This window comes from Modestobacter sp. NPDC049651 (assembly GCF_040659695.1).
Taxonomy (GTDB): domain Bacteria; phylum Actinomycetota; class Actinomycetes; order Mycobacteriales; family Geodermatophilaceae; genus Modestobacter.
Map to the genome: position 1 here is coordinate 290,182 of NZ_JBFAOG010000003.1, position 24,982 is coordinate 315,163.

Annotated in this window: 20 protein-coding genes; 14 read left to right on the plus strand and 6 right to left on the minus strand. The window is 74.5% G+C overall.

The genetic code is table 11. The annotated features are described in order from the left end of the window. The first annotated feature begins 82 nt into the window (after nt 1–82). Complete coding sequence (locus AB0J00_RS06930; protein WP_357742141.1) at nt 83–895, plus strand: deoxyribonuclease IV; 813 nt, start codon at nt 83–85, stop codon at nt 893–895. Here AB0J00_RS06930 and AB0J00_RS06935 read toward each other — a convergent pair. From AB0J00_RS06935 to AB0J00_RS06945, 3 genes are all read right to left on the minus strand, one after another. Next, nucleotides 876–2,420, minus strand: coding sequence for a glycosyltransferase 87 family protein (locus AB0J00_RS06935; protein WP_357742143.1), 1,545 nt, complete (start codon nt 2,418–2,420; stop codon nt 876–878). The genes AB0J00_RS06930 and AB0J00_RS06935 overlap by 20 nt on opposite strands. A 36-nt stretch (nt 2,421–2,456) precedes the next feature. Continuing rightward, nucleotides 2,457–5,015, minus strand: a complete 2,559-nt coding sequence (locus AB0J00_RS06940) for a transglycosylase domain-containing protein (RefSeq protein WP_357742146.1) — start codon at nt 5,013–5,015, stop codon at nt 2,457–2,459. A gap of 150 nt (nt 5,016–5,165) precedes the next feature. Beyond that, nucleotides 5,166–5,579 carry a DUF5318 family protein gene (locus AB0J00_RS06945; protein ID WP_357742149.1) on the minus strand — a complete coding sequence of 138 codons (414 nt, stop codon included), beginning with the start codon at nt 5,577–5,579 and terminating at the stop codon, nt 5,166–5,168. Nucleotides 5,580–5,734: 155 nt separating this feature from the next. On the opposite strand from AB0J00_RS06945, the gene AB0J00_RS06950 reads away from it, so the two are divergent. The 3 genes from AB0J00_RS06950 (at nt 5,735) to AB0J00_RS06960 (ending at nt 8,336) form a co-directional block, all read left to right on the plus strand. Further along, nucleotides 5,735–6,352, plus strand: coding sequence for a PadR family transcriptional regulator (locus AB0J00_RS06950; RefSeq protein ID WP_357742152.1), 618 nt, complete (start codon nt 5,735–5,737; stop codon nt 6,350–6,352). A 48-nt stretch (nt 6,353–6,400) separates the two neighbouring features. Further along, complete coding sequence (locus tag AB0J00_RS06955; RefSeq protein ID WP_357742155.1) at nt 6,401–7,480, plus strand: inositol-3-phosphate synthase; 1,080 nt, start codon at nt 6,401–6,403, stop codon at nt 7,478–7,480. 70 nt (nt 7,481–7,550) lie between these two features. Beyond that, entirely contained in the window at nt 7,551–8,336 is a 786-nt protein-coding gene (locus AB0J00_RS06960; RefSeq protein ID WP_357742158.1) for a hypothetical protein, read from the plus strand. Between the two features lie 109 nt (nt 8,337–8,445). Here the strand turns inward: AB0J00_RS06960 and AB0J00_RS06965 are convergent, their stop codons facing one another. Further along, entirely contained in the window at nt 8,446–9,003 is a 558-nt protein-coding gene (locus tag AB0J00_RS06965) for a YqgE/AlgH family protein (RefSeq protein ID WP_357742160.1), read from the minus strand. Between the two features lie 178 nt (nt 9,004–9,181). On the opposite strand from AB0J00_RS06965, the gene AB0J00_RS06970 reads away from it, so the two are divergent. Continuing rightward, nucleotides 9,182–10,510 (plus strand): MFS transporter, encoded by a 1,329-nt coding sequence (locus AB0J00_RS06970; RefSeq protein WP_357742162.1) that lies wholly within the window; start codon nt 9,182–9,184, stop codon nt 10,508–10,510. Here the strand turns inward: AB0J00_RS06970 and AB0J00_RS06975 are convergent. Next, nucleotides 10,507–11,319 carry a hypothetical protein gene (locus AB0J00_RS06975; protein WP_357742164.1) on the minus strand — a complete coding sequence of 271 codons (813 nt, stop codon included), beginning with the start codon at nt 11,317–11,319 and terminating at the stop codon, nt 10,507–10,509. The genes AB0J00_RS06970 and AB0J00_RS06975 overlap by 4 nt on opposite strands. Nucleotides 11,320–11,530: 211 nt before the next feature. After that, the gene (locus AB0J00_RS06980) at nt 11,531–12,949 is read right to left on the minus strand and encodes a CCA tRNA nucleotidyltransferase (RefSeq protein ID WP_357742167.1); all 1,419 of its coding nucleotides are present in this window, start codon (nt 12,947–12,949) and stop codon (nt 11,531–11,533) included. Nucleotides 12,950–13,091: 142 nt separating this feature from the next. On the opposite strand from AB0J00_RS06980, the gene AB0J00_RS06985 reads away from it, so the two are divergent. The 9 genes from AB0J00_RS06985 to AB0J00_RS07025 all read left to right on the plus strand — a co-directional run bounded on the left by AB0J00_RS06985 (nt 13,092) and on the right by AB0J00_RS07025 (nt 24,974). Continuing rightward, nucleotides 13,092–13,568, plus strand: coding sequence for an NUDIX hydrolase (locus AB0J00_RS06985; protein WP_357742170.1), 477 nt, complete (start codon nt 13,092–13,094; stop codon nt 13,566–13,568). Then, nucleotides 13,565–15,964, plus strand: coding sequence for a DUF6049 family protein (locus AB0J00_RS06990; RefSeq protein WP_357742173.1), 2,400 nt, complete (start codon nt 13,565–13,567; stop codon nt 15,962–15,964). Before AB0J00_RS06985 ends, AB0J00_RS06990 begins: the two co-directional genes overlap by 4 nt. Further along, the gene (gene murJ, locus AB0J00_RS06995) at nt 15,961–18,003 is read left to right on the plus strand and encodes a murein biosynthesis integral membrane protein MurJ (RefSeq protein ID WP_357742176.1); all 2,043 of its coding nucleotides are present in this window, start codon (nt 15,961–15,963) and stop codon (nt 18,001–18,003) included. Before AB0J00_RS06990 ends, murJ begins: the two co-directional genes overlap by 4 nt. A 20-nt stretch (nt 18,004–18,023) precedes the next feature. Beyond that, nucleotides 18,024–19,676, plus strand: a complete 1,653-nt coding sequence (locus AB0J00_RS07000) for a hypothetical protein (RefSeq protein WP_357742179.1) — start codon at nt 18,024–18,026, stop codon at nt 19,674–19,676. A 146-nt stretch (nt 19,677–19,822) separates the two neighbouring features. Then, complete coding sequence (gene trxB / locus AB0J00_RS07005; RefSeq protein ID WP_357742368.1) at nt 19,823–20,773, plus strand: thioredoxin-disulfide reductase; 951 nt, start codon at nt 19,823–19,825, stop codon at nt 20,771–20,773. 85 nt (nt 20,774–20,858) lie between these two features. Further along, complete coding sequence (gene trxA, locus AB0J00_RS07010; protein ID WP_357742182.1) at nt 20,859–21,185, plus strand: thioredoxin; 327 nt, start codon at nt 20,859–20,861, stop codon at nt 21,183–21,185. A 237-nt stretch (nt 21,186–21,422) separates the two neighbouring features. Continuing rightward, nucleotides 21,423–22,553: an N-acetylmuramoyl-L-alanine amidase gene (locus tag AB0J00_RS07015; RefSeq protein WP_357742184.1), complete on the plus strand. Its 1,131-nt coding sequence runs from the start codon at nt 21,423–21,425 to the stop codon at nt 22,551–22,553. Nucleotides 22,554–22,632: 79 nt separating this feature from the next. Next, complete coding sequence (locus AB0J00_RS07020; protein ID WP_357742187.1) at nt 22,633–23,985, plus strand: PLP-dependent aminotransferase family protein; 1,353 nt, start codon at nt 22,633–22,635, stop codon at nt 23,983–23,985. Further along, complete coding sequence (locus tag AB0J00_RS07025; RefSeq protein ID WP_357742190.1) at nt 23,982–24,974, plus strand: D-alanine--D-alanine ligase; 993 nt, start codon at nt 23,982–23,984, stop codon at nt 24,972–24,974. Before AB0J00_RS07020 ends, AB0J00_RS07025 begins: the two co-directional genes overlap by 4 nt. Nucleotides 24,975–24,982: the final 8 nt, after the last annotated feature.

Consider the following 24,982-nt stretch of genomic DNA (forward strand, 5'->3'; position numbering starts at 1 on the left):
ACGGCGGAGGACGCGCTCCTCCCAGCGTAGCAGCGGTGCGCTGGTCGGCTCCCCGTCGGTGGCCGGAGCTACTGTCGGCCCCGTGGCTGACCCCGTGATCGGCGTGCACGTCGGACCCGGCCTGACCGAGGAGAACGAGCTGCTGGACGGCGGGCCGCTGGCGCGCGCGGCGGAGCTCGACGCGGACGCCGTCCAGGTGTTCCTCGCCGACCCGCAGTCGTGGAAGGCGCCGAAGCCGCGCCCGGACGCCGATGCCCTGCTGGCCGGGGACGTCGCGGTCTTCGTGCACGCGCCCTACGTCATCAACGTGGCGTCGACGAACAACCGGATCCGCATCCCCAGCCGCAAGCTGCTCGGCCAGCACGCCGCCGCCTCGGCCGCGGTGGGCGCGCGCGGCATGGTCGTGCACGGCGGGCACGTGCTGGCGAAGGACGACCCGGCGGCCGGCGTCGACAACTGGCGCAAGACCTTCGCCCGGCAGGCCGACGACGGCGGGTTCGGCGTCCCGGTGCTCATCGAGAACACCGCCGGCGGGGACAACGCGATGGCCCGCGAGCTGGCGGCGCTGGACCGGCTGTGGGAGGCCGTCGGCGAGTTCGGCGCCGGGTTCGTGCTGGACACCTGCCACGCCTGGGCCGCCGGCTGGGACCTCACCCGGGTGGTCGACGACGTCCGCGCGGTCACCGGCCGGATCGACCTGGTGCACCTGAACAACAGCCGCGACACCGCCGGCTCGGGCCGCGACCGGCACGCGCCGCTGACGTCGGGGGAGATCCCGGTCGAGCTGCTGGTCGGTGTCGCCCGCGCGGCCGGCTGCCCCGTCGTCCTGGAGACCCCGGGCGACACCGCCTCCCACGCGGAGGAGGTCCAGATGCTCAGGCAGGCGCTGAGCTGACGTCCGCGCGGCTGCGCCGCGGGAGCGTCACCCGGTCCGGGGCGTGGTCGAGGACCCCACCGGCGGGGTCGTCGACGCCCGGCCAGCTGCGGCGGACCCGGTCCCGGTCGGGCTGCCACACGTCCCGCACGACCAGGGTCATGAGCACCAGGACGGCGGCGTCGCGCAGGCCGACGGCGAAGTAGAACCACTCGACGTCCACCCCGCGGTTGTCGCTGCCCAGGTAGTACAGCATCGTCAGCAGCCAGACCAGCGCCTCGGTGGCCTGCCAGGCGAGCAGCGACCGCCAGCCCGGGCGGGCCAGCACGACCAGCGGCAGCAGCCACAGCGAGTACTGCGGGCTCCACACCTTGTTGAGCAGCAGGAAGGCCGCGACCAGCAGGAACGCCAGCTGGGCGAACCGCGGCCGCACCGGCGCGGCCAGCGCCAGCCAGCCGACGCCGAGGGCGAACAGCACCAGCACGGCGGCGACGACCGCGTTGAGCACGACCGGCGTCTCGCCCTGCGCCAGCGGGCCGTCGAACAGCCCGCGGTCGTAGTGCAGGGCGATCGCCCAGATGCTCTCCGGGTTCGCCGGCCGAGTGCGCGACAGCGTGAAGAACCACCCCCAGTTGGTCGGGGCCAGGACGGCGACCGGCACGTCGACGACCACCCAGGCGGCCGCCGCCGACGCGGTGGTCACCAGCCAGGGCCGCAGCTTCCCGGCCCGCAGGCACAGCACGAACAGCGCGCCCAGCAGCAGCACCGGGTACAGCTTGGCCGCGACGGCCAGGCCCAGCAGCAGCCCGGCGACCACCGGGTGGCGGCGCGCCCACGCCCACGTGCCGAGCGTGGTGAGGGCGACGGCGAGCAGGTCCCAGTTGGTGAAGGCGTGCACCAGCAGCAGCGGTGACAGCGCCACCATCGCGGTGTCCCAGGGGCGCCGGCCGGTCAGCGGCAGCAGCGCACGGGTGACCAGCAGCGCGAGCACCGACAGCAGCAGGCAGGTGACGACGTAGTAGCTCTCCACCGGCGTCACCGCGGGCAGCACGCCGACCGAGGACGCCACGGAGTCGTACGCCCGGCCGAGCACCGCCGACAGCTGCATCAGCCCGCCGGTGAGCACCGGGTACTCGACCGCGGAGTCCAGGTAGGGCACCTCGCCGCGGTCCAGCCCGTGGATGCCGAACAGCGGGACGGCGTCGTTGTAGCAGAGGTGGGTGTACTGCTCGGACCCCGTCCAGGCGCCGTCCGCGCACGGCACCTGCTTGGTCCAGGCCAGCGCCAGCACGGCGACGGTGAACAGCAGGCAGACCCGCAGCGGCGTCCAGAACAGCGCCCGGCCGGTCACCGCGTGCCGGCCCCAGGGGCCGCCCACCGCCTCGCTGGCCTGGGTGACGACCGGGTCGGTCCAGGTGGGCACGACGCGGTCCGGCCACGGTGGGGCGGTCACCTGCGGCACCGGGGTGACCGGGCGCGGAGACACCGCGGGCCCGTCCCCCGGCTGGTCGGCCGGGACGGACGGGCCCGTCGGCGTGCTGCTCACGCGCTCAGTGTGCCTGGCACACCTGGGCGCACCCGGTCACTGGTTCGTGTCCGGGACCCCCGGCTGCTGGCCCGGCTGCTGCTGCCCGGGCTGCTGGGTCGGCTGCTGGGTCGGCTGTTGCTGCTGCTGTTGTTGCTGCTGCTCCTGCTGCTGCTGCTGGCGTCGCTGCTCCTGCAGCTGCTGGCGCTGCTGATCGGTCAGCCCGCCCCGCCGGTTCGTGCCGGTCCCGTTCCCCGTCGGCGTCGGGGTGGCCTGGGCCGTGCTCTGCTGCGCCGGCGGCTGGTCGGCCTGCGGGGCGTTCGACGCGGTGGCCGGCGCCGACGTGACCGGCACCGGGTTGATCGGGGTGCCCTTGTCGCCGGTGATGATCGGCTTCGCGGGCAGCTTCTCCACCGGCGTGCCCTTGAGCACCGTGTTCATGAACTTCTGCCAGATCTGCCCCGGCAGCCCCGAGCCGTAGATGATCTTCCCCTGGGCGTTCTTGATGGGCTGCAGGGTGTCCTTGCCCATCCAGACCGAGGTGACGATCGACGGGGTGTAGCCGACCATCCAGGCGTCGGAGTTGTCGACGTTGTTCAGACCCTGGGTACCGGTCTTGCTGGCCACCGGGCGCTTGCCGTCGAGCGCCCGCTTGGACGCGCCGGCGACCTCCTCCATCGCGTAGGTGACGTCGCTGGCGACGTCGGCCGGGACGACGCCCTCCTTCGCCCCGATGGTGGAGTCGTCGGACTTCTTGTTGATCGTGCCCTCGGCGTTGCTGATCGAGGTCACGAAGTGCGCCGGGCGCATGGTGCCGCCGTTGGCGAACGTGGCGAAGCCCACCGCCTGGTCGACCGGGGTGACCACGTACTCGCCGATGCCGATCGCGCCGCCGGTGTCACCGTCGGCGTTGGCCAGCGTCGGCGTGCCCTGCAGGTCCTTGCGCACGAACGGGCTGGCCGGCCAGGTGTCGCCGACGCCCATCGCCGCGCGGGCGGTCTCCCGCACGTTGGTCGGCCCGACCTCGAGCGCCAGGCCGTAGAACGTGGTGTTCAGCGACTTGGTGATGGCGTCGCGCAGCGTGCAGTCGGCGCACTGGGCGTTGCTGGCGTTGCTCACCGGCTTGTCCCGGTCCTCGAACTTCTGCGGGGAGCTGCCGTTGCGCCGGGCGTCGACGCTGATGCCGTTCTCCAGCGCGGTGGCCAGCGTGTAGGGCTTGAACGACGAGCCCGGCGCCCGGTAGGCCTGGGCGTAGTCGATGGCGCCGTCGCCGGTGCCCTTCGCGCCGCCGTAGTAGGCCAGCACCCCGCCGGTCTTCGGGTCGACGGCGACCAGCGCCTGGCGGAGCTTGTCGTCCTCGCCGTCCATGACGTCGGCGACGGCGTCCTCCGCGGCCTTCTGCTTGCCCGCGTCGACGGTCGTGACCACGTTGACGCCGGCGGTGTAGATGTCGTCGACGTTGAACGGCGCCTTCTTCAGCTCCGCCACGACCTGGGACACGATCAGGCCCTCCGGACCCGAGGGGATCCCGCCGAGCGAGGAGTTGTCGGCCTTCGGCTGCACCTGCGGGTAGACGGCCGCCTTGCGCGCGGCGGCGTCCATCCACTTCTCCTGCACCATGCCGTCGAGCACCTTGCCCCAGCGGTCCTGCGCGACCTCCGGGCTGTTCGCCGGGTCGTAGTAGGTGGGGTTGCGGACCAGCACGGCCAGCACGGCCCCCTGCTCGGCGGTGAGCTGCGAGGCCGGCACGCCGAAGTAGGTCTGCGCGGCCTGCTCGATGCCGTAGGCGCCGCGGCCGAAGTAGATGGTGTTCAGGTAGTTCTGGAGGATCTCGTCCTTGGAGTACTGGTTGTCCAGCTTGACGGCCAGGAAGATCTCCTTGAACTTCCGGCTGTAGGTCTGCTCGGAGTTCTTGAGGACGGCGTTCTTCACGTACTGCTGGGTGATCGTCGACCCACCCTGCGTCGAGCCGCCGGTCACGTTGCTCCAGGCGGCCCGCAGGATGCCGGTGAACGAGATCCCCGGGTCGGTGTAGAAGCTGCGGTTCTCCGCCGCGAGGACGGCGTTGCGGGCCGGCTCCGAGACCTGGTCGAGCTTGACGCTCTGCCGGTTGCCGCCGCTCTTCGCCAGCTTGGCCATGACCGTGGTGCCGTCGGAGTAGTAGATCGTCGAGGCCTGCGGCTGGACCAGCGACTCCGGGCTGGGCACGTCGGTGGAGGCGTAGACGATCCCGATGAAGACGCCCATCAGCACCACGAACGCGGCGAACAGCCCACCCAGCCAGGCGAGCACCCGCCGCCGCTTCTGCTTCTTGGTCAGCTTGCGCTTGCCGCCCTTGGGGCCGCTGCCCCCGGGGCCGCGGCCGTTGCCGCCGCCCCCGGTCGGGCGGACCGGCGGCCGGCCACCCGGCGGGCGGCCGCTGCCCCCGCCGGAGCGCGGCGGGGTGGGCCGGCCGGGCTGACCGGTGGACCGGGAGGCGCTGGTGCGCGCCCGGTTCGGGGGGACGGGGCGTCCGCCACCGCCACCGGAACCGGACGGCGTCGACCGCCCGGCGGGCGGTCGGCGGACCTGACCGGACGGGCGGCCGACCCGCGAGGTCTCGTCGTACGGAGGCACGCGTGGCCCCTTCCTCGGATCGTGGTGGTCGGGCGGCGAGCGCGTCGCCGCGCCGCGCACCCAGGATGTCGTCTTCAGCTGTGAACCCGCGTCCACCGGGGGTCCGACGGGCGGGCAGGCGGGGTCCGACCGGGGTCGGACCGCCGGCGTCTACTCGGTCGCCGCCCGCCGCCGGGTGGTGCGTGGCGCCTGGCCCGGGGCCAGCTCGGCGCCCAGGACGTAGGACAGGGCCAGGAAGTTCCAGCCGCAGCCGCGGCACACCTCGACGGTGTAGACCGAGAACTCGTCCTGCATGGCGTCCATGCGGGCCAGCTCCCGGGTGGTCTTGGCCTGCCCGGACACCAGCCCGAGGCCGTCGCCGTACACGTAGCTGACGTGCGTCAGCCGCTCGTGGCGGCAGACCGGGCAGGGCTCGTCGGTGAGCTCGCCGTGGTGCTGGGCGGCCCGGGACAGGTAGGGGCTCGCGTCGCAGACCTCGAGCAGGCTGGTCCGCCCCGCGTGCACCTCGGCCAGGACAGCGCGCCTGCGCAGCGCGTGGTCCACGACCGACCGTCGTCCGGGCACCTGGCCAATGTACGCACCGGCGTGGTGCGGAGGAGGCCGTCCGGAGGCCGACAGGCCACCTCCCCGACCCCCTCCGCACCACGCGTGCACTTGCGTCCCGTGCCGCGGGTGGATGTATCGTCCCGATACATCGCAGCGACCTGAGGAGGTGGCCCGTGCTCGAGTTCGCGATCCTCGGGCTGCTCCAGCAGTCCCCCATGCACGGCTACGAGCTGCGCAAGGAGCTGGCGGCGGTGCTCGGCGGACGGCGGAGCATCTCCTACGGCTCGCTGTACCCGGCGCTCAAGCGCATGGCGGCCGCCGGCCTGATCGCCGCGGACGAGCCGACGCCCCGCGCGCTGCTGCCCGCCGACGCGCCCGCGCTCACCGGCCGGCGCGGCAAGGTCGTCTACGCGATCACCGCGGAGGGCAAGGAGCGGTTCGCCGAGCTGGTCAGCTCCGCCGGGCCCGAGGCCTACGACGACGACGGCCGGTTCGGCGTCCACCTGGCGTTCTTCCGGCACACCGCGGCCGACGTCCGGCTGCGGATCCTCGAGGGCCGCCGCCGGACGCTGGAGCGCCAGCAGGAACGGCTCACCGACTCGCTGCGCCGGACCCAGGCGAAGCTCGACCGCTACAGCCTCGCGCTGCAGCGGCACGGCCTGGACTCCGTCGACCGCGAGGTCCGCTGGCTCACCGAGCTGATCGACGGCGAGCGGGCCGCACCACCCCAGCCCGTACCACCCCAGACCGCACCACCCACCCGGGACGAGCCCGGGACCCGCACCGAGTAACCAACCTGTTCACACGTGGGCCCGAGGCCCACCGGAGGGAGACAGTCCATGGCCACGGTCAAGGTCGCCATCGTCGGCGTCGGCAACTGCGCCGCCTCGCTCGTCCAGGGCGTCGAGTACTACAAGGACGCCGACGAGACCCAGTCGGTCCCCGGCCTGATGCACGTGCGGTTCGGCGACTACCACGTCTCCGACGTGCAGTTCGTCGCCGCGTTCGACGTCGACGCCAAGAAGGTCGGCCGCGACCTGTCCGAGGCCATCGTCGCCAGCGAGAACAACACCATCAAGATCGCCGACGTCCCACCGCTGGGCGTGACCGTGCAGCGCGGCACCACCCTCGACGGGCTGGGCAAGTACTACCGGATGACCATCGAGGAGTCCGACGAGCAGCCGGTCGACGTCGTCGCCGCGCTCAAGGAGTCCGGCGCCGACGTGCTGGTCTGCTACCTCCCGGTCGGCTCGCAGCAGGCGGCGGAGTTCTACGCCCAGGCCGCGATCGACGCCGGTGTGGCGTTCGTCAACGCGCTGCCGGTGTTCATCGCCGGCACCAAGGAGTGGGCGGACAAGTTCACCGCCGCGGGCGTGCCGATCGTCGGCGACGACATCAAGAGCCAGGTCGGCGCCACCATCACCCACCGGGTGCTGGCCAAGCTGTTCGAGGACCGCGGTGTGCAGCTCGACCGCACCATGCAGCTCAACGTCGGCGGCAACATGGACTTCAAGAACATGCTCGAGCGCGAGCGCCTGGAGTCCAAGAAGATCTCCAAGACCCAGGCCGTCACCAGCCAGGTCGACCGCGACATGGGCACCGACAACGTGCACATCGGCCCGTCGGACCACGTGCCGTGGCTGTCGGACCGCAAGTGGGCCTACGTCCGGCTCGAGGGCCGCGCGTTCGGCGACGTCCCGCTGAACCTGGAGTACAAGCTCGAGGTCTGGGACTCCCCGAACTCGGCCGGCATCATCATCGACGCCGTCCGTGCCGCGAAGATCGCCAAGGACCGCGGGATCGGTGGCCCGATCCTCTCCGCGTCGTCCTACTTCATGAAGAGCCCGCCGGAGCAGTACTCCGACAGCGAGGCCCGGGACGCCGTCGAGGCGTTCATCCGGGGCGACCTTCAGCGCTGACGCCGCACGCTGAGGGCCCCGGACGATTCGTCGTCCGGGGCCCTCAGCGCGTCTGCCTACCCTGGCCGGCATGCACACCTCCCGCCGACTGCGTCGCCCCGTGGCGGGGCTGGCCCTGGGCCTGGCCCTCGCGCTCACCGCCGGGTGCAGCAGCGACGACGACGCCCAGCGCCGGGCCGGCGACCCGGTCACCCAGTCCGAGGCGGAGGTGCTCGCCGACGTCCTGCACGAGGACTTCGAGGCCGGCGGCGCCGACTTCACCCTCACCGCCCCGTTCGCCCAGCAGGCCACGATCACCCTCACCGGGCAGGTCGACTTCCGGCGCGGCATCGGCTCGGCCCAGGCGGTGACCCGGTACACCAACGGGCAGCCCGAGGAGAGCCGGACGGTCTTCTTCACGTCGTCCGACATCTGGTTCGGCGACGTCCCGGGGCTGCCCGACGCGCTCAGCGCCGCGGGCCTGCCGCCGGCCACCTACGTGAAGCGGCCGATCGCCAGCACGTCCGGCACTGGCACCGCCTCGCTGATCGACGTCCTCGTCCAGCTGGTGCCCCGGCTGTCCGCCCGCCAGGCCGACGACCCGCGGTCGATCACCGAGCGCGGCTACACGTGGCGGGGGAGCCGCTCGATCGACGGCCAGGTGGTGGCGGTGTTCCGCAGCGGCACCGGGGCCACGATCGCCGTCTCCGCCGACGACCACCAGCTGGTGCAGTACGTCACCCGGCTGCCCCAGCAGACGTTCGACGTCACGATCACGCTGTCCGACCACGGGGAGCGGGAGATCACGCTGCCGGCGGACGAGGACACCGTCGACGCCACGGCGCACCCGGAGGTCGCGCAGGCGGTCGGCGTCTAGCGCCGGACGTGGAAACGGGAGGGGCGGCCTCTTCCCCAGGTCGCCCCTCCCGCACGCTCATCCTGCCAGACGGCGGGCGCGAGCGGGAGACCGACACACCGGCCGTCGCTCAGTTGGCCGACGGGTCGGCCGGCGCGGTCGACAGCACGCCCAGCCGCCCGGTCTGGCGGCGCAGCACCGACCGCCAGAGGTCCGGGCCCGCGGCCGGTGCCAGGACGTCGTCCGGCCGGCCCGGTACGCACGCCCAGGCACCCTCGGCGATCTCCCCGGCGAGCTGCCCGGTCGACCAGCCCGCGTACCCGGCGAAGACCCGCAGCCCGGTGAGGTCGCCGACCAGCAGGTCGGGGTCGGCGTCCAGGTCGACCAGGTGCACGTGGTCGGCGACCAGGCGCAGGCCGTTGTCCTCCGGTGCCGGGCCGGGCACCGCGCGGGTGGCCAGGCACAGCGCGGTGTCGGTCTCGCAGGGGCCGCCGACGTGGAACACGCCGGGCTCGACGGCGAGGTCCGACCAGCCGGGGAGCACGTCGCCGATGCGCACCTCGCTCGGCCGGCCGAGCACCACACCGAGGGTGCCGGTGGCGGAGTGGTCGAGCACGTAGACGACCGAGCCGGCGAAGTTCGGGTCGGTGAGCACCGGCAGCGCGACCAGCAGCGACCCGGGCCGCACGTCCTCCAGGGAACCGACCGAGAGGGCCGGGACACCGGACGACCGACGACGGCCCGCAGCAGCGCCTGCCACGGGGCGGCGCTCGGGATCGGACGGGGAGGGCACCGGGTTCATCGTCTCCAGTGTGCCCCAGCCCCGGCGCGGAGGGGGCGGCGACGATCCGCCGTAATGTGGGCCGGTGACGCCCGCTGCACTGCGCCCCCCGACGACGGTGCGCCACCTGCTGCTCCGGCCCGACTTCCGGCGCCTGCTGCGGACCCGGCTGACCTCCCAGTTCGGCGACGGCGTCTTCCAGGCGGCGCTCGCGGGCACCGTGCTGTTCAACCCGCAGGACGCCGCCGAGCCGATCGACGTCGCCGCGGGGTTCGCCGTCCTGCTCCTGCCGTACTCGCTGGTCGGGCCGTTCGCCGGGGTGTGGCTGGACCGCTGGAGCCGCCGGCAGGTGCTGGTGGTCGCCAACCTGGTGCGCGCGCTGCTGGTCTGCGTGGTCGGGGCGCTCGTGCTCGGCGGCGTGACCGGCCTGCCGTTCTACGTCGCCGGGCTCGCCGTCTTCTCGGTCAACCGGTTCATCCTCTCGGCGCTGTCGGCCGGGCTCCCGCACGTCACCGACGAGCCGTCGCTGGTGTCGGCCAACGCGTTCACCACGACGTCGGGGTCGATCGCGGCCGTGGTCGGCGGCGGGGCGGCGATCGTGGCGGCCGCGGTGACGCACTCGGAGAACGGCGGCTACGCGCTGCTGGCGTTCCTCGCCGCCGTGCCCTACGTGGTGTCCTCGCTGGTCGCCCGGGGCTTCCCGCGCGGCCACCTGGGGCCGGACTCCACGACCGCCGCCGCGCGCACCAGCGCCCGCGACGTGGCCGCCGGGATGGTGGCCGGGGCGCGGCACGTGGGCGAGCACCCGACCGCGGCGATCGCGCTGACGGTGATGGGCGTGCACCGGGTGTTCTACGGGCTGCTCACGCTGGTCACCCTGCTGCTGTACCGGCACACGTTCCTCGACGGCAGCCCGCTGTTCCCCGGCGGGCTGACCGGGCTGGGGGAGGTGCTGGCGTTCGGCGCGGTGGGCACGGTGCTGGCCGCGCTGGTCACGCCGGCCGCCGTCCGCCGGTTCGGCAAGCCGCGCTGGGTGACCGCGATGCTGGTGGCCGGCGGGGTGGGCCAGCTGGCGTTCGGCCTGCCGTTCGTGCCGCCGACGATCGTGCTGGCCGGGTTCGCGCTGGGGTTCGTCGCGCAGGCGGTGAAGATCTGCGTGGACACCACGCTGCAGGAGGTCGTGGACGACGACTTCCGCGGCCGGGTGTTCAGCGTCTACGACACGCTGTTCAACGTCACGTTCGTGGCGGCGCTGCTGGTCGGCGCGTTCTGGCTGCCGACGTCCGGCCTCTCCTACCCGGTGCTCGTGGTGGTCGGCGTCGGCTACCTCCTCACCGCCGCCGTCTACTGGCGCGTGCGGAGCGGCTTGGTGGAGTCCCAGCGCTCGGAAAACGTAGCGCTGGGACTCCACTAGAGGCCCAGCGCCGACCCGATCTCCCAGCCACACGACGGACCGTCACGCCGCAGGCGCGTGACCGGGAACCGCAGCAACCGGTTGCCGGCGCCCATGATGGCGTTCTGCCGCACCAGGTCGGCCTGCCACTCGGCAGCGGTGAGGTGGTACGCCATGCCGTCGGCCTCCGCGCCGACCCGCTGCTCCAGCCAGTAGGCGTCCAGGTGGAAGTCCCCCTGCGGCGTGCTGACCCGCGCGTTCCACTCCGGCTCCGGCAGTCCTGCCGCCACGACCACGCGGCGCAGCTCCGCCTCACCGACCGACCGCATGCCCCGGACTGCGTCGGCCAGGGCCGACCGCAGCCACGGCGTCGTCCGTCGACCCAGCTGCCGCGCCTCGAACGCCAGCTGGGCCTCGTCCGCTAGACCCCGCTGCAGGACGTCCGAGACCACGTGGTCGACGTCCGCGCGCCGGCGCGCGGTGACCGCGACGTCCACGGCGGCCCGGGCAGCAGTGGTCACCGGCAGACCGTCGAGCACGAGGTCGCCCAGCGGTCTGCGCGTCTGGTGCACCACGACGAACCCCTGGGACTTGAGATGGCGACCGTGGGGGACGGCGACCTGGACCAGGCCCGCGTCCGCGGGGGTGGCGTACCGCCCTCGCACCCCGGCCACGCGCAGGGACGCAGCCGGCTCCTGGGCTCGGGCGCGGTGCAGCAGCAGGGCGCTGGTGTGCGAGAGCCGCCCGCCGCTGCCTGCCCACCGGATCGCGACCTCGTGCCGCTCGCGGCGGGTCAGCTCACCGGAGTGCTGCACGACGATGCCGGGCACCGGTTCGAGCCATCGCCCGGACCTGACCGCCCGCCGGACGCGGTTCCGGTCGATCCCGCGCTCGGCGAGTTCGCGTCTGCTGAGGACGGTGCGTGGGTCCGTGGGCACCAGCGGAGCTTGGGGCAACGGCCGCCGTCAGGCGTCGTCCGTCCACAAGCACCCCAGATGGAGTCCCAACGCTCGGAAAACGATGCGCTGGGACTCCACTCACCTACCTCGACGACCACCAGCGGAGGAGTTCGGCTTCGGCTTCGTCGGGGTCGAGGGGGCCGCGCTCGAGGCGGAGATCCTTGAGGAACCGCCACGCCTGGCCGACCTGCGGGCCGGGCTCGATGCCGAGCAGTTCCATGATCCGGTTGCCGTCGAGGTCGGGGCGCACCCGGGCGAGGTCCTCGGCCGCGGAGAGCACCTCGATCCGCTCCTCGAGCGAGTCGTAGGTCTCCGACAGCGCCGCGGCCCGCCGCTTGTTGCGGGTCGTGCAGTCCGAGCGCACCAGCTTGTGCAGGCGGGGCAGCAGGTCGCCGGCGTCGGTCACGTACCGGCGGACGGCGGAGTCGGTCCACTCCCCGCGCCCGTACCCGTGGAAGCGCAGGTGCAGGAAGGTCAGCCGGGAGACCGCCTCGACGACGTCCTTCGGGTACTTGAGCGCCAGCAGCCGCTTGCGCACCAGCTTCGCGCCGACCACCTCGTGGTGGTGGAAGGAGACCCGGCCGCGGGGCTCGTGCCGGCGGGTCGCGGGCTTGCCGACGTCGTGCAGCAGCGCCGCCAGCCGCAGCACCAGGTCTGGCGACTCCGAGCCGGGGTCGGCCTGCTCCAGCGCGATCGCCTGGTCCAGCACGGTCAGCGAGTGGGAGTAGACGTCCTTGTGCTGGTGGTGCTCGTCGATCTCCATCCGCAGCGCGGCGAGCTCCGGCAGCACCACGTCGGCCAGCCCGGTGGCCACGAACAGCTCCAGCGCCGCCCGCGGCGCGGGGTTGCAGATCGTCCGGGAGAACTCGTGCTGCACCCGCTCGGCGGTGATCCGGCCCAGCTCCGGGGCCATCGAGGTCATCGCCTCGAGCACCTCGTCGTCGGGGGTGACGCCGAGCTGGGCGACGAACCGCACCGCGCGCAGCATCCGCAGCGGGTCGTCCGCGAACGACTCGACCGCCGCGCCGGGGGTGCGCAGCCGGCGGGCCAGCAGGTCGCCCAGGCCGCCGAAGGGGTCGGTGACCGTCCGGTCGGGGCCCAGCGACACCGCCATCGCGTTGACCGTGAAGTCGCGGCGGGCCAGGTCGTCGGTCAGCGAGGTGCCCCAGGCGACCTCGGGGTTGCGCGACTCGCGGTCGTACCGGTCGGCCCGGAAGGTGGTGATCTCCACCCGCTCGCCGCGGACCTCGGCGCCGATCGTGCCGAACGCGATCCCCGTGTTCCACGTGGAACTGGCCCAGCCGCGCAGCACCTCGAGGGTCTGCTCGGGTCGGGCGTCGGTGGTGACGTCGAGGTCACCGGGGGCCACCGGGACGTCGGACCCCGCGGCCAGCAGCGCGTCGCGCACCGAGCCGCCGACGAGGTGCGCCTGGAAGCCGGCGTCGGCGAACCGCCGGCCGAGCTCGACCAGCACGGGGGAGACGTCGACGAGCGCACGCACCGTCTCCTGCACCGCCGCGGGGACCGGCGGGGCGGGTGGGTTCGGGTCCGGGAGGACGCGTGGGGACGGGGGCTGTTCGGACACGACCGACCAGAGTAGTGGCCGACCCGACCTGCGCGTCGTCGCGCGCTACCCTCCTGGCATGGCTGGGACGGGCGGACGACAGCGTCCCGGTCGCCGCCTGCGCCGGGTCGACGAGACCTCGGCCGGCGGCCTGGTGGTCGCCGACGACGACGTCACCGGCCCCCGCGCGGCCCTGATCGGCCGCACCGACCGGCGCGGTCGCCTCCTCTGGTCCCTGCCCAAGGGGCACATCGAGGAGGGCGAGACCCCCGAGGACACCGCCGTCCGGGAGGTCGCCGAGGAGACCGGGATCATCGGCGAGGTCGTCGCCCCGCTCGGCATCATCGACTTCTGGTTCGTCGCGGACGGACGACGGGTGCACAAGACCGTCCACCACTTCCTCCTCCGCGCGGTCGGCGGGGCGCTGTCCGATGCCGACGTCGAGGTCACCGAGGTGGCGTGGGTACCGCTCACCGAGCTCGGTGGACGGCTGGCCTACGCCGACGAGCGCGCGCTGGTCGAGCGCGCACCGGCCCTGCTGGCCGACACCGCGTGAACCGGCGGGCTGCCGGCCGCGCCGGCGGCCGCCCACCCCGAGCAGCCCGGACGGTCGCCCTCGGTGCGGTCGCGGGCGCCGTCGTGAGCGCCGTGCTGGGCGTCCCGTCGCCGGCGCTGGCGACGCCGGCCGCCCCGGGCACCGCGGCCCCGGCCACCCAGAGCGCACCGGCGGACAGCTCCGAGCGGCCGCTGCGCGTCGTCCTGGGCCGGCTCGAGCCGCGCACGGTCACCCCCGGGGCGGTGGTCCAGGTGGCCGGCACGCTCGTCAACGAGAGCGACCAGACCTACCGCGACCTGGCGGTGCGCCTGCAGCGGGGCGACCTGTTGAGCACCCGCGGCGCGCTGGCCGCCGACCTCGCCGACCCCGGCGACGCGGACAGCCTCGCCACCGCCTTCCGGCCGCTGGACTTCGACCTGGCGCCCGGTGAGTCGCAGCCCTTCTCCTTCGAGGTCGGCGCCGACGAGCTGCAGCTGCCCGCCGACGGCGTCTACCCGCTGCTGGTCAACGTCAACGCCACCGGCGACAGCGGGCTCACCGAGCGGGCCGGCGAGCTGTCGACCTACCTGGTCGCCCAGCCGGCCCAGCCGGTGCACCGGACGACGGTCGCCTGGCTGTGGCCGCTCACCGACCGCCCGCACCGGGACGCCGACGGCTCGTTCACCGACGACGACCTGGCTGCCGAGGTGGCCCGCAACGGCCGGCTGGAGCGCGCCGTCCGCACCCTGGAGACGGTCCCGCAGGTGCCCGGCGACGCACCCGACGGCACCCGGCCCACCGTGCCGGTGACCCTCGCGGTCGACCCGGCGCTGCTGGAGGAGCTGTCGGTCATGGCCGCCGGCCGGTACACCGTCGACGGCCGGGCGGGCACCGGCACCGCGGACGCCGCCGCGCTGCTGGTCCGGCTGAAGGCGCTGGCCACGGAGTTCCCGGTGCTCGCGCTGCCCTACGGCGACACCGACGTCGACTCGCTGGTCGCCGCCGGGCTCGGCCGGGCGGCGACCCGCGCCCTGCCGGGCACCCCGGACGGGACGGCGCGGCAGCCGGTGGACGCCGACGACACCCCCGCGACGGCGCCGACCACCGCGGAGCCGACGTCGGGCAACGGCTCGGGCAACGGCGCGGGCAGCGGCACGGACGACGGGGCCGACACCGGCGCCGGGGCGGCGATCGTGCGCTCCGTGCTCGGCGTCCAGCCGCGCACCGACATCGCCTGGCCGGCCGACGGACCGGTGCACGCCGACACCCTGCGCACCCTGCAGGCCGGCGGGGTCCGCTCGGTGGTGCTCGGCACCGACGCGCTCACCGACGCCGCGGACGCCACCGGCCAGGACGGCCGCCCGGCCGCCGCCCGCGCCGCGCTGACCGGCACCGACGGCCCGCTCACCGCCCTGGTCGCCGACGGGCAGCTCGCCGAGACCGTCGCCGGCGCCGCGCAGACCGACGACGCGCGGGTCTCCGAGCAGCGGTACCTCGCCGACCTCGCCGTGCTCACCACCCAGCTCGCCGACGACGACCCCGCCACGGCGCAGACCGTGCTGGTGGTGCCGCCGCGCGAGCTGGACGCCGACCCCGAGTGGGCCAGCGCGATGATGGCCGACACCGCCGGCGCGGACGGCGGCCAGCCGTGGCTGCAGCCGGCGGCGCTGGCCGACCTGGTGACCGGACCGGAGGCCGCGCCGGTGACCGCGACCGCCCCGGTCACCCCGGGCGGCCTGCTGCCGGCGGAGGGCACCGCGCAGATCGCCCGAGCCGAGGGGGTGCGCGACGACGTGGCCGGTGCGGTGGTCGGCGACCCCGGGACCGTGCTGGCCGGCTACGACGCCGCGATCGCCCGGACCGCGTCGGTGGCCTGGCGGGACGACCCCGACGGCTTCGCCCGCGCCGCCGACGACCTGGCGACCACGCTGGGCCGGCTGCAGGACGAGGTCACCCTCGTCGCGCCGGCCAACGGCACCTACAGCCTGGCCTCCAGCGACGCCCCGCTGGTGCTCACCGTGCAGAACGACCTGCCGTTCGCCGTCGACGTGCGGCTGGACCTGCGCACCCGCGGCAACGTCGGGCTGACCACCGAGGACGTCGGCGTGACCCGGCTGGACCCGCAGTCCCGCACCACCCTGCAGGTGCCCGCGCACGTGCGGCAGTCCGGCGGGTTCGCCGTCACCGCCCGGCTGCAGACGCCGGACGGCGGGGCGCTCGGCGCCGCCGTCCAGCTGCAGGTGAAGAGCACCGCCTACGGCCGGGTGACCGTGTGGGTCACCGTCGGCGCCGCGGCGCTGCTGGGTCTGCTGTTCCTGCGCCGGCTGGTCCGCTTCCTGCTCGCCCGCCGCCGCGGCACGCCGGACACCGAGCCGGTCGACCCGGCGTCCGTGCCGCCCACCCGGAGCCCGGTGTGACCGCCCCCGACCAGCCTCCCGCCCGCGACGGGCAGCCGCGCCCCGCCGCGCCGGCCCGCCCGGGCGGCGCCGCGCTGCCGCCACCGCCCTACCGTCCCGGCGCGACCCCGCCGGCCCGGCCCCGGGCGGGGGTGAGCGGCGCCCGCACCCCGGCGCCGGGCACCCACCTGCCACCGGTGCCCCCCGTCGGGCGGTCCGCCGCGCGCACCCTCCACGAGCGCGACGTCGTCTCCCCCGTCGGGGCGCGCACCGACCAGCCGCTGGAGGGCCAGCCCCGCCGGCGTCCCGTGCTGCCGCCGGTGCCGCCGCCGCGGCGGCGCGGCTTCGTGCCGGGCCCCGACGACACGCAGTTCATCCCGGTCCTCCCGCCGGTCCCGCACGACGAGCTGGAGACCGAGGAGGAGACGCAGGCCCGCGAGGGCTCGCCCGGCGGCAGCCGCGGCATCCTCCGCGCCGCCGGCACGATGGCGGTCGCGACGCTGGTCAGCCGGCTCACCGGCTTCCTGCGCACGGTCGTGCTCACCGCGGTGCTCGGCCTGGGCCTGGTCAACGACGCCTACACGGTGTCGAACACGCTGCCCAACCTGGTCTACGAGCTGCTGCTCGGCGGCGTGCTGACCTCCGTGGTCGTGCCGCTGCTGGTCAACGCGCAGGAGAAGCACCGGGACGGCGGGGTCCGCTACACCCAGCGGCTGATGACGATCGCCGTCGTCGGGCTGAGCGTGCTCACCGTCGTCGCGGTGCTCGCCGCCCCGGGCCTGACCTGGCTGCTCAACATCCGCGACGACCCCGAGCAGGTGGAGCTGGCGAACTGGCTGGCCCGGATCCTGCTGGTGGAGATCGTGTTCTACGGCGTGGGCGCGCTCGCCGGCGCGGTGCTCAACGCCCGCGGCGTGTTCGGGCCCCCGGCCTGGGCGCCGGTGCTGAACAACGTCGTGGTCATCGCCACGGGTGCGCTGTTCGTCGCGGCCAGCGGCCCGGGCGACCTCACGCCGGCCACCATCACCCCCGGCCAGGTGTGGCTGCTGGGCATCGGCACCACGCTCGGCATCGCCGTCCAGTCGCTGGTGCTGCTGCCGCTGCTGCCGCGGCACGGGGTGCCGCTGCGGCCCCGCTGGGGGCTGCGCGACACCGGGCTGCGCGAGGCCGGGACGCTCGGCCTGTGGGTGGTCGGCTACGTGCTGGTCAGCCAGGTCGGCGTCATCGTCACCAACCAGGTGGCCAACGACGCCGCGCACGACGACGGGCTCGGCCCGGCCGCGCTGGCCAACGCCAGCCTGCTGTTCCAGATGCCCTACGGGATCATCGGCGTCGCGCTGCTGACGGCGCTGCTGCCGCGGATGAGCCGTGCCGCCGCCCGCTCCGACGTCCCCGGGGTCGTCGCCGACCTCGCGCTGGGCACCCGGCTGTCGGCGATGGGCCTGCTGCCGGTCACGGCGCTGCTGGTGGTGCTCGGGCCCGCCGCGTCGACCGTCGCCTTCTTCCACGGCCAGACGACGCTGGACGACGCCCGCGCGGTCGGCACGGCGCTGGCCGTCGGCGCGGCCGGCCTGCTGCCGATGGCGGTCACCCTGCTGCAGCTGCGGGTCTTCTACGCGATGAAGGACGCGAAGACCCCCACGCTGATCCAGCTGTTCATGGTCGCCGTCCGGGTGCCGCTGGTCCTGCTGGTGCCGGTGGTCACCGACCCGCGCCACGTGGTCGCCGGCCTGATGCTGGTCACCAGCATCACGTTCGTCGTCGGCTGGGTGGTCGGCGACGTCGCGCTGCGGCGCCGGCTGGGCAGCACGCGGGGCCACGGGGTGCTCTCCAACGTGCTCCGGATGGCCGTCGTGTCGGCCGTCGCGGCGGTCGCCGGCGGTCTGGTCAGCACGATCACCGACAGCGCCTTCGGCCGGTCGGTACCGGGCTCGCTCGTCACCCTCGTCGTCGGTACCGTGGTCATCGGCGTCGCGGTGGTCGCGGGTGCCGTGGTGGCCAGGGTCCCGGAGATCGGGGCGCCGCTGTCCGCCGTCCGGGCCCGGCTCGGACGCCACTGAACAGGGGGTCGGCTGAGTCCGTGACGTCGACGACCACCGGCCTGCCCGACCGCTACCGCCCGCTGGACCCGATCGCCCCCGAGGAGCGCACGCCGACCGGCGTGATCCGCTCCTGGCGGGCCCGCGACCGCGTGCTCAACCGCGACGTCGCGCTGCGCGTGCACACCCCCGGTGGCCCGGCCGCCCGCGAGTGGATCACCCGCGCGCTGACCGCGGGCGGGCTGGCCAGCCCGGCGCTGGCGATGGTCTACGACGCCGCCGAGGGCACCGGCGGCACCGAGCCCGGCGGCGCGGCCTACGTCGTCAACGAGTGGATCGAGGGGCCGCGGCTGTCCGAGCGGCTGGCCGAGGGCCCGCTGCCCGAGCGCGAGGCGCGCGCCCTGGTCCGCCGGCTGGCCGAGGGCGTCGCGGAGGCGCACCGCGTCGGGCTCGCCGTCGGCGGCCTGGAGCCGGAGAACGTGGTGCTGCGCGCCGGCGGCCTGGTCGGGCTGCTGTCGGTGCCCGCGGCCACCGGCACCGTGCACGGCGACATCGCCGCGCTCGGCAGCCTGCTGGAGGCCTGCCTGACCGGCCGCCGCCGGGACGCCGCTCCGCGCGCGGTCGACGCCCCGGACCTCGCCGCGCTGGTCCGCCGGGCCCGCTCCGAGGACCCCGCGACCGGGCTGGCCAGCGTCGACACGCTGGTCGCGCTGCTCGCCGAGCGGCCGCGCACCGGCCCGCAGGACCTGGTCCGCCCCGACGGCGTCTCCGACACCGGCTGGCTGCGCCGGCTCCGCGACCGCCGAGACCTCGAGGACGCCGCGGCCGCGGCCCGCGGGGACACCGGCAGCGTGCCGCTGGCCGCCCGCCCGCCGCTGCCGCCGGTGCCCCGCACGGTCCGCGTCGAGCCGCGCCGGCACGACCGCTGGGAGGACGACGGCGACGACCTGGACTGGGACGCCACCTTCGGCGACCACGACCGGGTGGCCGCCGATCCCGGCGACCGGGACGAGGTCACCCGGACCGCCCGGCGGCGGCTGCTGGTGCTGGGCCTGCCGCTGCTCGCGCTGGCGCTGGTCGTCGGGGTCGGGCTCTGGATGGGCACCAGCGTGCTCTCGGTGGCCAGCAGCTCCGTCGACCAGGACACCCCCACCCGCTCCGCACCGGCGGCGTCGTCGCCCGCCCCGTCGGAGAGCGGCGGGCAGCCGGCCGGCTCGTCGCCCGCGCCGTCGTCCCCGGTCGCCGGTGCGCCGGCGGAGGTCGACGGCGTGTCGGTGTTCGACCCGTTCGGCGACGGGGAGTCGGAGAACGCCGCGAAGGCCCGGCTCGCCGTCGACGGCGACGCCGGAACCGCCTGGACGACGCTGACCTACCGGGGCTCCCCGGCGTTCGGCAACCTCAAGCCCGGCGTCGGCCTGCTCGTCGACCTCGGCCGGTCGCAGTCGCTGGCCGGTGTCCGGCTGCAGTCGCCGACCTCCGGCGCGACGGTCGAGGTGCGCACCGGCCAGGACGACGCGGGCGACCTCGACGCCTTCCCGGTGGCGGGCACGACCACGCTGGGCGGTGACGACGAGGTCGCGTTCGGCACCGCGGTCGACGCCCGGTACGTGCTGGTGTGGGTCACCGGCCTGGTGCCCTCGGACGGCGGGTTCGCGGCGTCGATCGGCGAGGTGACGGTCACCACCGCCGGGTGAGCCCGGTGGTGTGACCCGTCTTCCACCTGGCGACCGGAGGGGTGGTGCCCGGGAATGGCGCACCTACGCTGTCCGTTGTGCCGCCCGTGACGAACGACCAGCCCACGCCCGGCCCGGCGGTCGGGACCGACCCCGCCCACCCCGCCATCCCCCCGGCGGAGCACGACGGCGTCCGCGACCTGATCATCATCGGGTCCGGCCCGGCCGGGTACACCGCCGCCGTCTACGCAGCCCGCGCGAACCTGCACCCGCTGGTGTTCGAGGGCTCGCAGTTCGGTGGCGCCCTGATGACCACCACCGAGGTGGAGAACTTCCCCGGGTTCCCCGAGGGCATCCAGGGTCCCCAGCTGATGGACGACATGCGCACCCAGGCCGAGCGCTTCGGCGCCGAGCTGGTGCCCGCCGACGTCACCGAGGTCGACCTGACCGCGACGCCGAAGATCGTGAAGGTCGGCTCCGAGGTGCACCGCGCCCACGCCGTCATCGTCGCGACCGGCTCGAAGTACCGGTACCTCGGCCTGGACAACGAGCAGCGGCTGCTCGGCCACGGCGTCTCCGCCTGCGCGACCTGCGACGGCTTCTTCTTCCGCGACCAGGACATCGTGGTCGTCGGCGGCGGTGACTCCGCGATGGAGGAGGCGACCTTCCTCACCCGGTTCGCCAAGTCGGTCACGGTGGTGCACCGCCGCACCGAGCTGCGCGCCTCGAAGATCATGCAGAAGCGCGCCCAGGACAACGAGAAGATCCGCTGGGCGCTCGGCAAGCAGGTCACCGACGTGCACGGCGACAACGCCGTCTCCTCGGTGTCGCTGACCGACGTCGAGACCGGCACCACCGAGGAGCTGCCGGTCACCGGCCTGTTCGTGGCGATCGGCCACGACCCGCGCACCGAGCTGTTCGCCGGTCAGCTCAAGCTGGACGACGAGGGCTACATCGTCGCCGAGCACCCGACCACGCGCACCAACATCGACGGCGTCTTTGCCTGCGGTGACGTGGTCGACAACATCTACCGCCAGGCGATCACCTCGGCCGCGACCGGTGCCAAGGCGGCCATCGACGCCGAGCGCTGGCTGGCCGAGACGTTCGACGAGCGCTGATCGAACCCGCCCCCGCCGGGGCATAGAACACCCGGTCGGCCTGTTGCACCGGCCGTACCGTCCAGCAACCACAGGGAGCTCTTCCATGGCAGGCAACACGAAGACCGTCACCGATGCCACGTTCGCCACGGACGTCCTGGGCAGCGACAAGCCGGTGCTGGTCGACTTCTGGGCCGAGTGGTGCGGGCCGTGCAAGATGGTCGCCCCGGTGCTGGAGGAGATCGCCGCGGAGCACGCGGACAAGCTGACGATCGCCAAGCTCAACATCGACGAGAACCCGCAGATCGCCCGCGACTACCAGGTCATGTCGATCCCGACCATGACGGTGTTCCAGGGCGGCAAGCCGGTCAAGAGCATCATCGGTGCCAAGCCCAAGGGCGCGATCCTCTCGGACCTCTCCGACTACCTCTGAGGTCCCCGGCGGCCCTGACGGCCGCCCGCCGGTGACCCGGCCGCACTGATCGACGAGGCCCGCCGGCCCCTCCCGGGACCGGTGGGCCTCGTCGTGCCCGGGCCCGCCACCAGGGCGTGCGCCCGCCTACCACCGCCCCCGGACGACGTGTCGGGTGCCCCGGTGCGCGGGACTCGGGGAGGTCCGGCCACAATCGTTGCGGACGACCCACCGTCCGGACAGGAGCGCGACGACCGCATGGAACCGCTGGTGCCCGGCAGCTCCGGCCCCGCCGTGGCCGAGGTCCAGTCGGTGCTGCGCACCCTGGGGTTGCTCACCGACGGTGGCCCCACCGAGCCGACCGGTGAGGGAGCCGTCTACGACGAGCGCACTGAGCTCGCCGTCCGCCACTTCCAGCAGGTGCGCGGGCTGTCCGTCGACGGCCAGGTCGGCGAGGAGACCTACCGCGCGCTGACCGAGGCCCGCTGGTCGCTCGGCGACCGGCTGCTGCGCTACGACCCCGAGCGCCCGCTGCGCGGGGACGACGTGACCCGGCTGCAGGAGCTGCTGCTCGAGCTCGGCTACGACGCCGGGCGGGCCGACGGCATCTTCGGCGCCGAGACCGAGACCGGCCTGCGCTCCTTCCAGGGCGACTACGGGCTCACCGCCGACGGCACCTGCGGCCCGGCCACGCTGCGCGCGCTGAAGCAGCTGGGCCGCCGGGTCACCGGTGGGCGCCCGCAGCTGCTGCGGCAGAGCGCCAGCATGGTCGAGTCCGGCTCGCACCTGATCGGTCGGGTGATCGTCATCGACCCCGGCCACGGCGGTACCGACACCGGCCACACGGCCGGCGAGACCACCGAGTCCGACCTCGTCCTCGACCTCGCCTCGCGGATCGAGGGCCGGCTGGCCGCGGCCGGGGCGACGGTCTACCTGACCCGCGGCCGCACCGGTGGTCCCGGACTGGCCGAGCGCACCGCGTTCGCCAACGACGCGCGCGCCGACCTGTTCCTCTCCCTGCACATGGAGGCGCAGGACTCGGCGCACGCCCGCGGGGTGGCCAGCTACTACTACGGCACCGGGTCCGGGGCGAGCTCGACGGTGGGGGAGCAGTTCGCCAACCTCGTGCGGCGTGAGGTCGTCGCCCGCACCGGCATGCTCGACCTCGGTTCGCACCCGAAGACCTGGGACATCCTGCGGATGACCCGGATGCCCGCCGTCCGGCTGGACTGCGGCTACCTCTCCCACGAGGTCGACCGGCTGCTGCTGCTCGACGCCCGGCTGCGCAGCACCGTCGCCCAGGCCGTGCTCGCCGCCGTCCAGCGGCTGTTCCTGCCGGCCGAGGCCGACCCGCCCACCGGCACCTTCCTGCTGCCCGCCCGGCGTTGATCCCGCCAGCCGGAAGCGACGCGCCGGGACGGACCGTTCCCCACGGGGCCACGCACCGTGTCGGCCTACACTGCGACAGGTGACCCCTCCTGTGCACCCACGTCACCCGCGGCTCGACCCGCTGGCGGACCGGTACGCAGCACGCACCCACGGCATGAAGACCTCGGAGATCCGGGCGCTGTTCTCCGTGGTCAGCCGGCCCGAGGTCGTCTCCCTCGCCGGCGGCATGCCTGCCGTCACCGCGCTCCCGCTCGACGCGGTCGGGTCGATGATCGGCGAGCTCGTGTCCGGCATGGGCGCGCAGACGCTGCAGTACGGCTCCGGCCAGGGCGACCCGCGGCTGCGCGAGCGGATCTGCGACGTCATGGCGCTGGAGGGCATCACCGACGCCTCGCCCAGCGAGGTCGTCGTCACCGTCGGCTCGCAGCAGGGGCTCGACCTGGTCACCCGGGTGTTCGTCGACCCCGGTGACGTCATCCTCGCCGAGGGGCCGTCCTACGTCGGCGCGCTCGGCGTCTTCCAGGCCGCGCAGGCCCGGGTCCGGCACGTGCCGATGGACGACGACGGGCTGGTCCCCGAGGCGCTGGAGCAGGCGCTGCTGGAGGCCCGCGCCCGGGGCGACCGGGTGAAGTTCCTCTACACGGTGCCCAACTACCACAACCCCGGCGGCGTCACGCTGTCCGAGCCGCGGCGCGAGCAGGTCATGGCCATCGCCGAGGCGCACGACCTGCTGATCGTCGAGGACAACCCCTACGGCCTGCTCGGCTTCGACCGGGAGCCGATGCGCGCCCTGCGCGCCCGCGACGAGGACCGGGTCATCTACCTGGGCTCGTTCTCCAAGACGTTCTCCCCGGGCCTCCGGGTGGGCTGGGTGCTCGCGCCGCTCGCCGTCCGCGAGAAGCTGGTGCTCGCCACCGAGGCGCAGGTGCTCTGCCCGCCGTCGCTGACCCAGTACGCGGTCGCCCGGTACCTGGACACCCAGCCGTGGCGCGAGCAGATCAAGGTCTTCACCGAGCTGTACCGGGAGCGGCGGGACGCCACCCTCGAGTCGCTGGACGCGCTGATGCCGCCGGGCACCACCTGGACCCGCCCGGACGGCGGCTTCTACGTGTGGCTGAAGCTCCCGCACGGCCTGGACGCCAAGCTGATGCAGCCGCGCGCGGTCGCCGCCCACGTCGCCTACGTGCCCGGCATCGGCTTCTACGCCGACGGCTCGGGCACCGAGTACATGCGGCTGTCCTACTGCTACCCGGAGCCGGACCAGATCCGGGAGGGCGTGCGCCGGCTGGCCCGGGTCATCGAGGCCGAGCTGGACCTGCACTCCACCTTCGACGCCGTGGACACCGGCACCTTCCGCGCCGTGCGCCCCGGCACCACCCCGCCGGTCATCGGCCCGGCCAACTCCGACCAGAGCGAGGACCTGCACCGATGAGCGAGCCGGCCGCTGCCGCGCCGACCCCCTCAGCCGCCGACCGGACCGCCTTGCGCGCGCTCGTCCTGGCCGGCGGGCTCACCTTCGAGCGGGAGGTCAGCCTCTCCTCCGGCAGCCAGGTGGTCGAGGCGCTGACCCGCGCCGGCGTCGACGCCGAGCTGCACGACGCGGACGCCGAGCTGCTGCCGGGGCTGGCCGCCGCGCCGGCCGACGCGGTGTTCATCGCGCTGCACGGCGCGACCGGTGAGGACGGCGCGCTGCGCGCGGTGCTCGACCTGGCCGGGGTGCCCTACGTGGGCTCGCCGGCCGCCGCCTGCCGGCTGGCGTGGGACAAGCCGGCCGCCAAGTCGGTGGTCCGCTCCGCCGGGGTCGCGACGCCGGACTGGGTGGCGCTGCCGCACAGCACCTTCCGCGAGCTGGGGGCCGGCGCCGTGCTGGACCTCATCGTCGCCCGGCTGGGGCTGCCGCTGATGGTCAAGCCGGCCTCGGGCGGGTCGTCGCTCGGCGTGCAGAAGGTCAGCCGGGTCGAGGACCTCCCCGCGGCCATGGTGAGCTGCTTCGCCTACGGCGACACCGTCATGGTGGAGCGCTTCGTGGACGGCGTGGAGCTCGCGCTGTCGGTGGTCGACCTCGGCGACGGCCCGGTCGCGCTGCCCGCCGTGGAGATCGCCCCCGAGTCGGGCGTCTTCGACTACACCGCCCGCTACACCCCGGGGATGACCGAGTACCACGCCCCGGCCCGCGTCTCCGCCGAGACAGCCGCCCGCGCGGCCGAGGTCGCGCTCACCGCGCACCGCTCCCTGGGGCTGGCCGACCTGTCCCGGACCGACGCGATCGTCGACGGCGAGGGCACCGTGCACTTCCTCGAGGTGAACGTCTCGCCGGGGCTCACCGAGACGTCGATGTTCCCGATGGCCGTTGAGGCGGCCGGGCACGGCCTCGGCGAGGTGCTGTCCGGTCTGCTGACCCGGGCGGCCGTCCGCCGCTGACCGCCCGA